The 13,524-nt window shown below is 43.1% G+C and carries 16 protein-coding genes; 8 read left to right on the top strand and 8 right to left on the bottom strand.

Annotated elements, in window-relative coordinates; translation table 11 throughout:
- Position 1 precedes the first annotated feature (1 nt).
- Complete coding sequence (locus tag D6D85_RS04065; protein WP_125670796.1) at positions 2–520, bottom strand: nicotinamide-nucleotide adenylyltransferase; 519 nt, start codon at positions 518–520, stop codon at positions 2–4.
- A gap of 131 nt (positions 521–651) precedes the next feature.
- Here D6D85_RS04065 and D6D85_RS04060 point away from each other — a divergent pair, with 131 nt between their 5' ends.
- From D6D85_RS04060 to D6D85_RS04025, 8 genes are all read left to right on the top strand, one after another.
- Positions 652–1,464 carry a nitrilase-related carbon-nitrogen hydrolase gene (locus tag D6D85_RS04060; protein ID WP_125670795.1) on the top strand — a complete coding sequence of 271 codons (813 nt, stop codon included), beginning with the start codon at positions 652–654 and terminating at the stop codon, positions 1,462–1,464.
- Positions 1,436–2,179: an NUDIX hydrolase gene (locus D6D85_RS04055; RefSeq protein WP_125670794.1), complete on the top strand. Its 744-nt coding sequence runs from the start codon at positions 1,436–1,438 to the stop codon at positions 2,177–2,179. The genes D6D85_RS04060 and D6D85_RS04055 overlap by 29 nt, the downstream gene beginning before the upstream one ends.
- A complete protein-coding gene (locus D6D85_RS04050; RefSeq protein ID WP_125670793.1) occupies positions 2,157–3,170 on the top strand; it encodes a radical SAM protein in 1,014 nt (337 codons plus the stop codon). Before D6D85_RS04055 ends, D6D85_RS04050 begins: the two co-directional genes overlap by 23 nt.
- Before the next feature lie 360 nt (positions 3,171–3,530).
- Positions 3,531–5,318 carry an adenine deaminase gene (ade, locus tag D6D85_RS04045; RefSeq protein ID WP_125670792.1) on the top strand — a complete coding sequence of 596 codons (1,788 nt, stop codon included), beginning with the start codon at positions 3,531–3,533 and terminating at the stop codon, positions 5,316–5,318.
- A gap of 74 nt (positions 5,319–5,392) precedes the next feature.
- Positions 5,393–5,560: a 30S ribosomal protein S30e gene (locus D6D85_RS04040; protein WP_125670791.1), complete on the top strand. Its 168-nt coding sequence runs from the start codon at positions 5,393–5,395 to the stop codon at positions 5,558–5,560.
- A 10-nt stretch (positions 5,561–5,570) separates the two neighbouring features.
- Positions 5,571–6,695: a hypothetical protein gene (locus D6D85_RS04035; protein ID WP_125670790.1), complete on the top strand. Its 1,125-nt coding sequence runs from the start codon at positions 5,571–5,573 to the stop codon at positions 6,693–6,695.
- Entirely contained in the window at positions 6,696–7,376 is a 681-nt protein-coding gene (locus tag D6D85_RS04030) for a fibrillarin-like rRNA/tRNA 2'-O-methyltransferase (RefSeq protein WP_125670789.1), read from the top strand.
- A gap of 8 nt (positions 7,377–7,384) precedes the next feature.
- Positions 7,385–8,536 (top strand): tRNA (guanine(26)-N(2))-dimethyltransferase, encoded by a 1,152-nt coding sequence (locus D6D85_RS04025; protein WP_161969680.1) that lies wholly within the window; start codon positions 7,385–7,387, stop codon positions 8,534–8,536.
- Here the strand turns inward: D6D85_RS04025 and D6D85_RS04020 are convergent.
- The 7 genes from D6D85_RS04020 to D6D85_RS03990 are packed head-to-tail and all read right to left on the bottom strand — an operon-like array spanning position 8,520 to position 13,504.
- Positions 8,520–8,807 (bottom strand): H/ACA ribonucleoprotein complex subunit GAR1, encoded by a 288-nt coding sequence (locus tag D6D85_RS04020; RefSeq protein ID WP_125670787.1) that lies wholly within the window; start codon positions 8,805–8,807, stop codon positions 8,520–8,522. The two genes, D6D85_RS04025 and D6D85_RS04020, sit on opposite strands and share 17 nt — an antisense overlap.
- Positions 8,804–9,085, bottom strand: coding sequence for a signal recognition particle subunit SRP19/SEC65 family protein (locus tag D6D85_RS04015; RefSeq protein ID WP_161969679.1), 282 nt, complete (start codon positions 9,083–9,085; stop codon positions 8,804–8,806). The genes D6D85_RS04020 and D6D85_RS04015 overlap by 4 nt, the downstream gene beginning before the upstream one ends.
- Positions 9,082–9,483 (bottom strand): 30S ribosomal protein S8e, encoded by a 402-nt coding sequence (locus tag D6D85_RS04010; protein ID WP_237558749.1) that lies wholly within the window; start codon positions 9,481–9,483, stop codon positions 9,082–9,084. Before D6D85_RS04010 ends, D6D85_RS04015 begins: the two co-directional genes overlap by 4 nt.
- A gap of 45 nt (positions 9,484–9,528) precedes the next feature.
- Entirely contained in the window at positions 9,529–10,641 is a 1,113-nt protein-coding gene (locus D6D85_RS04005) for a hypothetical protein (protein ID WP_125670785.1), read from the bottom strand.
- Positions 10,631–11,953 (bottom strand): hypothetical protein, encoded by a 1,323-nt coding sequence (locus tag D6D85_RS04000; protein ID WP_125670784.1) that lies wholly within the window; start codon positions 11,951–11,953, stop codon positions 10,631–10,633. Before D6D85_RS04000 ends, D6D85_RS04005 begins: the two co-directional genes overlap by 11 nt.
- Positions 11,954–11,957: 4 nt before the next feature.
- Positions 11,958–12,788: a hypothetical protein gene (locus tag D6D85_RS03995; protein ID WP_125670783.1), complete on the bottom strand. Its 831-nt coding sequence runs from the start codon at positions 12,786–12,788 to the stop codon at positions 11,958–11,960.
- Positions 12,789–12,790: 2 nt separating this feature from the next.
- Positions 12,791–13,504, bottom strand: a complete 714-nt coding sequence (locus D6D85_RS03990) for a hypothetical protein (RefSeq protein WP_125670782.1) — start codon at positions 13,502–13,504, stop codon at positions 12,791–12,793.
- Positions 13,505–13,524 lie beyond the last annotated feature (20 nt).

Here is a 13,524-nt window from a genome sequence, read left to right as displayed (position 1 = left end):
CTCAGGAGATTATGGATTTAAGCCTCTCCTCAAACTTTATCTCATCGAGAAATTTGGCGACTTCTTCTGGAACAAGGTCTCTCCAAGAGTTGTCTCCTTGTAATATCTTTTTTCTTATCTTTGTTGCCTCATAGAGCTTCCTTTTGTGGAATGGTATTCCCTCCACACGAATCCCGACTTCTGACAGGCACTTCACAGTCTCGGGATCATTTGAAAAAGCTATATCTATCCTTGGGATTCTCTCCAGCACTATCATTCCCCAGTTCTCCTCAGGTCTCTCCGTATCAGGTATTGGAACTATTGATATTCTCTCCATAGGAAAACCCTCCCTTCTCAGTGTTCTCACTATCATCTCATATCTCTCAGCTGTTGAAAGGGGATTTCTCTCGGTATTGGAGTGCTGGGAGCTGCCTATCCCTATGACAAGCTCCGATGCTCTCTCAAGAACATACTTAAAGCAGTGGATGTGACCCCAGTGAAGTGGCTGAAATCTTCCAACTAAAAGGGCTCTTCTATACAACTAAATCCCCTGTAGTGGCTTAACTGGAATTTAAATTCTTAACTGCTTATGATAGATAATAGTTGTTGATCCTAGAGAAATTTAGGAAAACGCTATCAGAACAATTATAAGCTTCTTCTGTCTAATCTCATATGAAAAAAGTTGGATATGTGCAAAATGAGCCCAAATTTGGCGATGTTGAGGGAAATCTGGAAAGAGTCTCCCTTCTTTTGAGAGATCTAGAAGCGGACTTGCTTGTTTTTCCAGAGCTTTTCAGCACTGGATATCTTTTCACATCAGTTAGAGAGCTAGAGAAACTCTCTGAAGAGATATCCGGAGGAATAACAATAAAATTTCTGGAAAGACTTTCATCAGAGCTTTCCTGTTCTATTGTGGCTGGATTTCCGGAGAAAGCTGGAAAAACATTCTATAACTCTGCTGTCGCTATAAAGGAAAATGGAGATATAGCCGGGGTCTACAGAAAGAGCCATCTATTTCTCGACGAGAAACTTCTTTTCTCCCCAGGGGATACCGGGTTTAATGTGTTCAATCTATCTGGCATGAAAGTTGGCATCATGATCTGCTTTGATTGGATATTTCCTGAGGCATGCAGGGTGTTAGCTCTGAAAGGTGCCGAGATAATAGCGCATCCTGCGAATCTAGTCCTCCCTTATGCCCAAACTGCAATGCTAGCTAGATCCATTGAGAACAGGGTATTCACGATAACTGCGAACAGAAGCGGAGAGGATGTATCAGGTGAGAAAAGGTTGAAATTCACTGGGATGAGCCAAATAACAAGTCCAAAGATGGAGATTCTTGCAAGAGCTCCTGAAAGAGGGGAACATGTAGCAGTTGTAGAAATAGATCCATCTGAAGCTAGAAACAAGAAGATAACAGAAAGAAACGATCTCTGGTCAGACAGGAGGCCGGAGTTGTATGGAGAAATCACAAAGGGAGTATCCTAAGCACCCAATGGTTGCTGTCGGGGTTGTTTTGCTGAGCAATGGCAAAATCCTTCTGGCAAGGAGGAAAAATCCTCCTGGAGCAGGTCTATGGTCTATTCCAGGAGGTGTTGTGGAGGAAGGAGAGAGATTAGAGGAAGCTGTTGTCAGAGAGGCAAAGGAGGAGCTAGGAGTTGATGTAAAGCCGCTGTATCCTATCTGGGTTTCAGAAGTTGTTGAGAAGGATGAGCTGGACAGGGTGAGATACCACTATGTTATAATAGATTATCTTTGTGATTTGCTAGGCGGAACTCCCTCTGCTGGAAGTGATGTCTCTGATGTGAGTTGGTTTGGCTTAGACTCGGACTTGACTAATGTGACTAGATCGACAAAGGATCTTATAAGAGCTCTTAAAAGAAGGATCATGAACGTGAGGAACTCTGATGTGGAGGAATTGATAATCTGCACTCCAGAGGGACATATACATAAGAGAATGTTTCTTGTCCTAAAGGATGCTGTGATAGTGCTTCAAGAGGCCACAGCTGAGAGCATAGCTAGGGCAGTTGTTGAGGTTGAGATGCATCCGACCAGAAGGTGTATAAGGCTTAAGGGAATGAACATAGAGAGGCCTGTCAGAAAAAGAGGCTATAATGAATATCAGCTAGTTGAAGTAGACGAAAGCGAGGAGGAGATAAGAAAAAGGGTGAAAGAGCTTATTGGCGACGAGAAAGATAGTTAAGATATCCTCAAGCTCAGGTATTCCATTAATTGGCTCGATAGCATTTGGCTTAATAGACAGAGGGACTAATCTAATTCAAGTTAGGCCTATATCAACATGTCCTCTCTCTTGCATATTCTGCTCCACAGATGCAGGTCCTAAGTCAAGAAGAAAGGCTGAGTACATAGTAGAGGAGGAATATCTGATAAGGGAGTTTGAAAGAGTGGTGAAGTTCAAAGGGGATGACGATATAGAAGCACATATAGATACAGTGGGGGATCCTCTCACCTACAAGGATCTCCCAAAGTTAGTTGGAGATATAAGAGAGATTCCTGAAGTAAAAGTGATATCAATTCAGACTCATGGTGCCCTGCTAACAGATAATCTGATAAAAAATCTAGAAAAAGCTGGAGTTGATAGGATAAATCTGAGCATAGATTCCCTAGAAGAGGGAAAGGCCAGATATCTCTCAGGTTCTCAGTGGCTTAAAATAGATAAAATAATAAAAGCAGCTAAAACTATAGCCGAAAGCGCAATCGATCTTTTGGTAGCTCCTGTTTGGGTTCCCGGCATAAATGATGAGGAAATTCCTAAGATAATAGAGTTTGCACTTTCAATAGGAGCGGGGAAAAGGTGGCCTCCTCTTGGAATACAGAAGTACGAGCTGTACAAAAGAGGAAGAAATGCTGGAGTCAAGCCTATGTCTTGGAAAAAGTTTTATGAGGCACTTAAAAATTGGGAGAAGGAGTTCGGAGTAAAGCTTGTGCTGGGACCAGAGGACTTTGGAATACACTACTCAAGGCAGATCAAGGTTCCATTTTCGGTAGGAGAAACTGTATACGTGGATATAATTGCTCCAGGAATGAGAGCAGATGAGGCTCTGGGAAGGGCTAGAAACAGGACAATAACTGTGATAAATGCATCCAACATACCAGTTGGAAGTCAGGTGAGGGTAAGGGTGATCAGAAACAGGCATAACATAATAGTTGGATTGCCTGTTTATGAATCATGAGCTGTCCGACATGGCTTTCTCAATCAACTACAGGACTTCCTGAACTACTTTTTATGATTTTTCAAGTTTCTACATAAGTTTAAATAATGTTAATCCTCAGTAAACTGAGATCTTCTTAGGGTTCATCAGAAGCTTCCAAAAGTCCTTTAACTCTTATGTGCATACTCACAATGATAAATTTATAGTTGAAAGATCTGTCTCTTGTGCCCGACATGTGATGGGAAGTAGCATTAAATGGGCACTATCTCAGGATGGGGGTCCTGTCACTCATTAAAGCCATCTACGAGGATGGTAACGGATAGTTGCTATCAGATATGGAACAGATAATGTTATAAATAACTATCTGACAACGGGATAACTATGGGAAGAAGCAAGATCTGGGAAATATCTGGCCTTTTGGTAAAGGTTGCATTGGGAATTGAGAAGGCCGATTTAGTTGTATTGAACAGCAACTTTGTTAATGTGAACTCGGGCGAGGTATTGGAGGGCTGGGGAGTTGCAATAAAGGGAGATAGAGTGGCAATAGTGGGAGATGTCGAGCATACAATAGGCCCAAATACTGTTGTAATCGATGCAAAAGGAAAGTATGTAGTTCCAGGCTTTATTGATGCTCATGTCCATGTGGAGAGCAGCATGCTGTGCTTGACCAATTTTGCAAAAGCCGTGCTTCCAAGGGGTACTACAACTGTGTTCATAGATCCTCACGAGATCGCAAATGTGCTGGGCTTGGATGGTGTAAAACTTATGCTTAATGAGGCAGCAGATCTTCCTCTTAAGGTCTTTGTAACAGCTCCCTCATGCGTGCCAGCAAACCCTATGTTTGAGACATCCGGGGCTTATCTGGGCCCAAGAGAAGTGGAAGAAATGCTGAAATGGGACGGAGTAATCGCCTTAGGGGAGATGATGAACTATCCTGGTGTGCTTAATCTGGATAAGGAAGTTTTTGAGAAGATAAATGCAGCTCACAAACTGGGGAAAATAGTTGAGGGACATGATGCCGGTCTGCTGGGAAGAGAATTAGCTGCATATGCAGCGGCAGGGATATCCTCCTCCCATGAGCTAACTCGCAAGATAGATGCTGTTGAAAGGCTGAGGTTGGGCATGTATGCGTATATGAGAGAAGGCTCTGCTTGGCTTGACGTAGCCGAAACCGTGAAGGCAATAACAGAGGCCAAGCTTGACTCAAGGCATGCCTGTCTTGTAACTGATGACAGGGAAGTTGACTCAATACTAAAGCAGGGACAAATGGATCATGTAGTCAGAAGGGCAATAGAGGAGGGTGTTGATCCAATAAAAGCTATTCAGATGGCTACAATCAATCCAGCAGAGCACTATGGTCTAGCTAGGGATATAGGGAGCGTTGCTCCTGGAAGATACGCAGATATTCTCATATTGAAAAGCCTGAGCAAGGTCGAGGTGGATGTGGTAATAACAGATGGAAAAGTTGTAGCAAGAGAGGGAAAGCTTGTCACAAAGTTGATACCTCCGAGCTATGAAGAGAGATTTCTCAAAACTGTTAAAGTAGGGAGGAAGCTTAAAAAGGAGGATTTTGAGATAAAAACTTCTGTAAAAGAGGGTAAAGTTAAAGTAAGGGTCATAGAAGCTCTTGAAGGGAATGTCCTCACGAAAAGCAGAGTGGAAGAGCTAGATGTCAGAGACAACCTTGTCCTTCCCGATGAGAGGAGGAATATATACAAGGTGGCTGTTGTCGAAAGGCATAAGGGAACTGGCAACATAGGACTTGGCTTTGTCATGGGATTTGGATTCAAGTTAGGAGCTGTAGCATCCACAATAGCACATGACACTCACAACCTACTGATCCTTGGCCTCAGGGATGAGGACATGGCTTTAGCTGCCAATACTCTGGCTGAGGTTGGGGGAGGGATAATCTCAGTAGATGAGGGCAGGATCCTGTCGTTGGTGAAGCTCCCACTTGCCGGATTGATGTCCACAGAGGAGCCTGAAATTGTGGCCGATCAGCTTGAGAGGACCTACAATCTATGGAGAGAAAGAGGATGCAAGTGGGTTTCTCCTTTCATGACAATGTCTCTCTTGGCCTTGGATGTTCTTCCGGAGCTTAGAATAACGGACAGAGGACTGGTGGACACGGTAAACTACAGACAGGTTAGCTTATTCTATGAAGACTGAAACTTTTAATAATTCCAATAGTGCTCTCACAAAGTTTAATTATCCCACTTGGATGAAGAAGATGGTGATAAGGTATGCCCAGAGGTACTCACGGTGCCCTGAACAAAGCTGGAAAGGTCAGATCCCTGACCCCTAAAGTTGAGAGAAGACCAAGAAGAAGCCCTGTACCAAGAGTGAGGATAAAGAGCATTTTCAGAAAGAGATTTGTGCTCGGAAGGAAGGCAGGCCAGAACCCAGCCTGACGGTGACTAAATGGATCTCTTTCTCTCCATAACCCCTGTTGGTATATGCATGCTGGATGAGAGAGGGGAGCTCATAGACTTCTCAAGATTTCCTGATGATCCGGAGGATGCAGCTAAGAGGCTTCATTCGATCAGATCGGGGGAGATTGTTGATGAGCTGAGGGATCTGATCTCCAGGTGGATAAAAAACATAGATACTCTTTATTTAGAGTCATCTAGTCTAAGGGATGTAATTCTTGGGGAGTTCCCTGGGATAAACACTAAAGTAGCGCCTAATATGGATCCATTTGTCGTTCTTAGGAGGAAGAAAAGAGAAATAATGTCGATTATATCCGGGAAAGAGAAAGAAGAGCTTAGAAACCTGCTTGTAGACATATCTCTGAGTCTTGCAAGGATGCAAATAAAGAAGGAGCTTTCAAGGAAAGATCTCCTCGTGATGAAAGCTGTGGATTACTTGGATCACTTGAACAAGTCCCTAAACATATTGATGCCAGCGGTAAGGGAGTGGTTCTCCATCTATATGCCTGAGCTAGATTCCATAGTTGAAGACCATGAGCTATTTGTCAGAGCGGCTATGGCAATAGCAGGGGATGGTGGAAAGGATGATCTTCTGAGGGCCGGTCTTCCAGATGAAGTTGTCAGCAGGTTATCTGAAGCTATGAAGAAGACCCTCGGGATAGGGGTTAAGGGAGAGATAAGAGATGTAATATCTGTTTTAAATGAGCTTTTCGAGACGAGGGAGAGAGTGGAGAGATATATAGAGGGGCTGATGAGGGAGATTGCACCAAATCTTTCCGATGTAGCGGGTCCTCTGCTAGGAGCAAGACTTATAACAATGGCGGGAGGACTTGATAAGCTGGCTCAACTTCCAGCGAGCACGATACAGATACTGGGTGCTCACAAGGCCATATTCCTTCACATGACAAAGGGGACGAAGCCTCCTAAACATGGAATTCTTTTCCAAGCAAAGGAGGTAAGAAGTGCGCCAAAGAAGTTAAGAGGAAAGATAGCAAGATTGTTGGCCACTAAGATATCAATTGCTGCCAGAGTGGATGCATACGGATCCGATAGGTCAATCGGCAAGAAGCTGAGGGAGGAGATAGATGAGAGGCTTGCAAAGCTCAGAGGTGGTTGAGTGAAAGTTGTAGAACATGATAAGTTCAAGGGAGTGTACTGGATAGATCAAGGAGGGAAGAGGATTCTAGCAACTAAGAACATCGTTCCCGGCTTCAGAAGCTATGATGAAACCGTTAGAATAATTGGGGGAGAGGAATACAGGATATGGGATCCGAGGAGATCTAAGCCTGCTGCAGCAATAATAAATGGCTTGAGGACCTTTCCAATAAGACCTGGGACAAAGATTTTATATTTAGGAATAGCATCTGGAACAACAGCATCTCATTTTAGTGATATAATTGGAAATGAAGGTATTATATATGGAGTTGAAGTATCTCAGAGAGTTCTAAGGGATCTTCTCCCTGTTTCCGAGGCTAGAAGGAACATAATACCAATACTTGCATCAGCTAGGGATGTGGAAAGCTACGTGGATATTGTGGAGGAGGTTGATGTAATTTACACAGATGTAGCCCAGAGAGATGAAGCTGAAATACTCATAAGAAATGCCGATTTATTCCTGAAAAAAGGGGGATATGCAATGATAGCTGTAAAGGCCAGCAGCATAGATGTGACAGCTCCTCCAAAGAAGGTTTACAGAATGGTTCAGGAGAAGCTCATGCAAAGCGGGTACAATCCAATACAACAGGTGGATCTCTCTCCCTATGATCAGAAACATGCAATAATTTTAGTAAAGAAGTAGGTGTCATGTTGTCCTATGAGATAAAGCTGGCACTCTATAAGGAGGGAGAGGTGTCGTTTTACGCAACGGACCTGGAGGAGCTAAGTAAGAGGGGAATATCCTACACAAAGGCGGAAGTATTCTATAACCCTGACATGAAGGTGAACAGAGATATCTCAGTTGCTGTAAACAGAATTCTCAGAAAAGATGGAAAATCCGCATCAATAGATCTGATGGCTGCCACAGGCGTTAGATCAATAAGGTGGGCTGTGGAGAGCGATGTGGATAGAGTGTGGGCAAACGATAAAAATCCAGTAGCAGCTCATATAATAAGAAAAAATGTAGCGTTAAATAATGTGGAAGATAGAGTTAAGGTTACCTGCAAGGATGCAGGCATGCTGACATCTGAGCTAATGGAAATTGGCATCAAGTTCTGGTATGTGGATCTGGATCCCTTTGGCTCTCCGGCTCCATATACAAGGGATTCCCTGAGAATAGTGAGAAGAGGGGGAATATTAGCTGTCACAGCTACTGATACAGCTCCTCTCTTCGGAGTTTATCCTTTGAAGCTCTTCAGATATTACAGGGTGTCTGGAACTAGGACCCACTTTCACAAGGAGTTCGGGATAAGAGCTCTCATATACTTCATCTTGATGGAAGCAACTCTTAAGGATCTGCTTGCCATACCACTCCTCGCTTACTCTCATCTTCACTATGTTAGGGCTTACTTTCTGATAGAGAGGGGGGCTCTTGAGTTCAGAAAGGTAATAGAGGAGAACTTAGGATGGGTCAATTACTGTGAGTGCGGAAACTGGAGCACAACAAGGGCTGTAGAGCCACCTGGAAGGATAACATGTGAATTATGTGGATCAAGGATGAGGCTTATGGGACCTGTCTGGATAGGATCATACAAAAATAAAGAATTCATTAGTAGAATAATGGAGTGCGTTCCCTCAGAGGAGTCTAGGAAAATCCTGAAGAGCTTGGCAGATGAGATTGACATCCCATTTTACCACGATCTAGATCTGATATCAAGAAAGCTCAGAATAAGCTCTCCAGGAGTGAATAAGGTTGTGGAAAAGCTCAGAGAAAGAGGTTTTTCTGCATCAAGATCTCACGCAGAACCAAAGGCAATTAAGACTGATGCAAACCTTGCGGAAATGATCAGAATTCTCTCCTGATCTTCTCTGACAGTGTTCTCCACTCCTTCTTCGATGAAGGCATGTAAACCTCTTTCCCCACGAACTCTGAGGCCTTATCTAGTGGAACTAGGATCTTGACGAGGAGATATGGGGAATCAGCCGGTCCTATGACATCTCTCACAATCCCCAGCATTCTCAGATCCTCTGATATAACTGGAGCATCCTTCGGATCCGAGAATATAATCCCTTCAGCTTTCACTAGAAAGTTTCTTGATCTAGTAACTTTCTCTATCCTTCCTATTTTCCTCAAGTATATGCCTCCTTCAATTTCTTCGCAACCTCTCTTATGAGATAAGTCTTCTTCATATTTGTCTCTGCTATCACCCTTCCCTCCCTTCTAAACCACCTTGAGGGATGACTTTCACCCGATATCTCAGCTTTAATTCCCATTTTTCTTAGAGCAATTAGTATATCATCTGCCTTAGGTCTTTTCACAGCCAAGTTTAATGGAACCCTTCTTCCTTCAGATCTAGTTGCCTTGGCATCAAAATAAACAGGATATAGTATCTTGTAGTTTCTCTCTCTCAACTTGCCTTCTCCTCTATCAATATTGCATTTAGCACACCATCCTGACCGGGTCTGCTTGTTATTACAGCTTTTCCTAGATCTGTTTTGATTATGGTTCCCTTTGTTATCACCTTCTTTCTGCTGAGCTTTATATCAGATGGATTCTCCACGACGTCTATAAGCTTCGCTTTCTTAACGATGCCCTTTCCAACGACTAAGTTAACTTCATTGTCCTGAAGAAGCCTGAACTTCTCATTTCCTCCTTTAGCTCTGATTTTCTTGAGCTTTCTCTCTCCTATAGATGTCATAGCTGGCTCTCTACCTAGTTCCATCTTTCTCTTCTTTCTGTTAAGTTTTATTGCTTTCCCTGTCTCACTTCTTCCTTTGAGAGCAATGGGACCATGGTAGTAGAACGGCATGAGACTTCCTAGAGCTATCGCTACTTAAACATAACTCTCCAGCTTTTAAAATTTCTTTCCACAGAATATCTTTCTACACGAGAGAAGGGATTCATGGAGCATAAGAGCTGGTATCATCAGAAGAAAAAGCTGTGTAAGCCCTGTATCCGAGCTGACTGTCATTATAGCTAAATAGATCGCATAATCATACGGGTAAGAATTCCTTCTTGAATATATATGGCCCCCAGCAATCCCTATTAAGAAGGAGAGGAGGAGAAGCTCAGGAAGCCCTGCATCGAACACCATATTTCCGAAAAGAGTGAGGGTTATCCCCGTGCTCCTCCCGAAGAAGGCCCTTCCTATGAACTGGGATGGATGAACTCTTGTCGTGAAAACCCAAAGAGGATGCCGGGCTATTCCCCACGGAATTGAATATTTAACAATATTTCCTAAGTATAATGAGATCGACTCCACTCTCTTCAAGAGATCATATGCCTCCGGCCTCAGGATTCCGTAGATCAGGAGGAGGATGAGGAAAATGGGAAGGGCTGTTGATAGCTCCTTATATCTCCCCTTGACAAGGCATATGACAAAAAATTCCACTAGTATGAAGATTATATCTGCTCTGAATCCGCTCATGAATGCCAAAATCGATGTTATAAGAGTTAATATGAGGCCTTTCTTACCATACATCAGATGAAGTGCCCTCGGATATGATATGAAGATAAGAGCAAGCCCCAGCGAGAGAGTCAAAGGTATCTGGACATCAGATCTCCACTTTGGAGGGTATCCTGTTGAAAAGGCATAGAGAACAAGGGATCCCCCCAGAATCAGGGCAAGAAGGGATAGAAGGAGCATGTCCCTGTCCGAAGAGGTGAGCTCGAGTCTTACCAATAGAATGATTAGAAAAACTGAAATAAAGGCTGATATGTATCCAGCTATGGAGAAGCTTGAAAGAATCACTAAGGATAGAAGAAGAAGCAGAAAAAAGGAGATTGCAGATGCAACCCTGTCCTCAATTCTCTGTCCAGCAATAATTCCAAGAAAAAGTGAGATAATACCAACAATCTCAACTAGAAATGTGGAGAGATCTCCTCTTAATAGGGATACAAGGGCGACAAGAGAAGGGATCACGGAGGGGATTAGAGCTGGATGTATCACTACCTCCTTAATCTCCAACGGACCTCCTCCTGGAGATCAGAGGAATTAGCAAGACTGTGAGAAAGAAGGGAATGTAGAGATATGGATGAACGGGTCCGGACTCTATCCAGACGAGCATGCAGGATAGCAGTATTGAGTACAGAGCTAGGGAAACACTGCTTCCTCTTACAGCCAAGCTGTAATATGCACCAGTAATACTGCCGAATATCAGAGGCAGGAGAATTAGGCCAATTATTCCGAAGTCCACCCATATGGGGCCTATGAAAGTGCTTGTGTATGATGAAGGTATTCCCACTATCACACTGCCGAGAAAAGGTCCTATTAGAAGCCTTGGAATGCCAAGTATTGTCAGTATCGGGTTAAGAAAGAGAATCTCTCCGTAGCTTATTCCCCATGGACCAAAGCTCCTTATTATCAAGCTGAGGGAATAGAGGGTGAAGCCAGCTCTGCTGACCAAGATGTACCAGATATCCGTCTGAGCTCCAGCTCTTAACATAAGTATATACTTCTGACCAACGAATATGAGAAAGAGGGGAAGCAGCAAGTACAGAATTATATGCCTTGCTTTCACTATCCTCCTGAACCAAAGAACTGTTATTATCGGAACTAGGGCAGTGAAAACATCCAGCCTGAATCCGGATGGAAATGTCACTATTACAGTGAGAAGGATTGCTATTGCAGAGTATTCATAGAGGAAGGATTTGCTCACCCTTCCAGATAGATATAAGGAGACAAGAGAAGAGGTAAAAAGGGATATCCCGATCAGATAAAGGTCATAGCCAATCATCCAGACCACGTTATGGCTTCTAAGTTCTGGGCTGAGGACGGGTAGAGAGCCTATATTCATGTAATTGTATATTAAAATTATTATTCCTGCTAAAAGCAGTGGAAGTGAGAAATAAGCTATCTCTAAGTCATTCACCTTCCTTGGATCCAGCCTTTTGGATAGATCTTCTGCAATCATTGAGGAAAAGCAGTAGATCATCACTGCTATTATCCAGAGGATTATTCCCTCCACTAAACTGTAGAGAAAGGGGAACGGGACAGAGCTCATCAGGGCAAGCACTATATATGCTGCTGTGAGAAGAGGCACCAAGAGATAGTGGGAGAGAAGACCATATCTTCTAACGAAAGGCCTAAATGGTTTCAGCAAGATGCTCCCCTCATAAGCTGGCATCAGATTATCAGAGATCTTCGATAACCTCTCAAATACTTGCGTTATCTCCTTGCTCTCTCTATGAAATGAGCTGAGGAATTTGAAGAGATATTCACCAAGCTTGACGAATATCCAGTAGATTCCAGATAAAATGAGAAGAACTATGCTTTTCATCCGATCACCAGAATTCGGATACGACTTTTACATACCTGACTTCATGAATAGCTCCAACTGCTTTTATTATATAAGATATCTGCTCCTGAGTTGGAACACTGCTGAGCACTATTCTCACCTCTATCTCAGAGATAAAAGCTCTTTCTCCCATCCAAGGTCTCAGAATTCCATCTAGATCTCCGATTCTATTTAATGGCATGTCTTGAATGCTGAGATAATATGGATTAAGCACAGAGGTGACCAGAGATGCCCTTCCCATGCCAGCTGTATTTATCTCATATAGAATCAGCTGAATCGGAACTTCTCCTGATTTTATCCTATTCATAAAGTCGGAGTTGAAAAGATAAAAGTTCAATGTTATAATCTCCACTCTGAGACCTGCATGATCCAGAACCGAGTTTATGTTCTTGCATATTTTTTCTAGATCATGTAGATCTCCATTTATTGGATTTATTTTTACCAATACATTTCTCAGCTCCCTATTAGACTTCATCTGTATGTAAAATGGATTTATGTCCTTGAAAAACGGCTCCTTCACCTTCTGTCCATCTGAATATATGCTGAACGTCCTATTTCCAGAGTATATAACTATTGTCGCCCTAGTCGAGTCCACTACTCTTCCGACTATATCAACCGGCATCCCTTCGTTTGAAACCCCGTGAACATAGGCCAAGAAGCTCGATCCTCTAGCTCTATAGTAGTTAGCTATGTATGCTGCTGCAAGGCCATCTGCCATAGATCCTTCATAGGCATATGACTTTCTCAGAGAAAAAATATAGTAAGCAGAGGAGAACAGAAGTGCTATCACAAGGATGTCCAGAAGAATGTGTTTCAAGATCAACACCTCTCCTGAACCCCAACTACCTCCAGCCCCAGATTTCTTATAACTGAAATGGCATCGTTGCTTCCCACTCCTCTCTCGATTATTATCTCAGAGGTTTCTACAGCATATATCCCCCTAACTTCTATTCCCTGTTGGGCTAACATTTTGTTCAGATCCGATAGAAACATAACCACTCCGTCCAGTGAAGCAGACCTTATCTTAAGCGTTATCTCATTTCCAACGGTCTCTATGTCGAATATGCCCTGAATATCCTTGACAGCTAGGCTGTTTATAAGGCTGGATGCCACTGAGGAGTTGGACTTATACCATACATCTATGATACCTGTCAGATAGCAGGCCTTCTCCAGTGTTTTTATCGAGTTACATGCAGCTCTGGCCATGGACAGCATATTTCCAGCGTCTCCATCCGGAATTCTAATGAAGAACTTTCTGAAGCCATCGTCCTCAGATACTCTATAAGTTATCCTCACAGGAATTGCGGAAACAGCTGGGTTCGTGAAGTCCTGTCCTATCAAAAATGTGTTACCTCTTGGAATATCATAGAATACGATGAAGCTATCCGTTGCGTACACTATTTTCCCTGTTGCATTCAGATATCCTCCCTCAACTCTTGCAACAGAAACACTCGCCAGAACGCTGATATTGTTTGACACAAGCCTGTAGTAAGTGGCAGAAGCGCCTGTGACACTACCTCTTATGTCGAACATCCTATCCTTTGGGGACAGAA

Origin of the sequence: Candidatus Methanodesulfokora washburnensis (assembly GCF_003947435.1) — an archaeon.
GTDB lineage: Archaea > Korarchaeota > Korarchaeia > Korarchaeales > Korarchaeaceae > Methanodesulfokora > Methanodesulfokora washburnensis.
Note: the sequence above shows the minus strand (reverse complement) of the source record. Positions and strands in the feature narration are given on the sequence as shown.

Bases quoted from the DNA above. Each gene is read 5' to 3' on its own strand.
- D6D85_RS04060 (WP_125670795.1), top strand. From the start codon at position 652: ATGAAAAAAGTTGGATATGTGCAAAATGAGCCCAAATTTGGCGATGTT.
- D6D85_RS04055 (WP_125670794.1), top strand. From the start codon at position 1,436: ATGGAGAAATCACAAAGGGAGTATCCTAAGCACCCAATGGTTGCTGTC.
- ade (WP_125670792.1), top strand. From the start codon at position 3,531: ATGGGAAGAAGCAAGATCTGGGAAATATCTGGCCTTTTGGTAAAGGTT.
- D6D85_RS04040 (WP_125670791.1), top strand. From the start codon at position 5,393: ATGCCCAGAGGTACTCACGGTGCCCTGAACAAAGCTGGAAAGGTCAGA.
- D6D85_RS04035 (WP_125670790.1), top strand. From the start codon at position 5,571: ATGGATCTCTTTCTCTCCATAACCCCTGTTGGTATATGCATGCTGGAT.
- D6D85_RS04010 (WP_237558749.1), bottom strand. From the start codon at position 9,483: ATGCCGTTCTACTACCATGGTCCCATTGCTCTCAAAGGAAGAAGTGAG.
- D6D85_RS04000 (WP_125670784.1), bottom strand. From the start codon at position 11,953: ATGAAAAGCATAGTTCTTCTCATTTTATCTGGAATCTACTGGATATTC.
- D6D85_RS03990 (WP_125670782.1), bottom strand. From the start codon at position 13,504: ATGTTCGACATAAGAGGTAGTGTCACAGGCGCTTCTGCCACTTACTAC.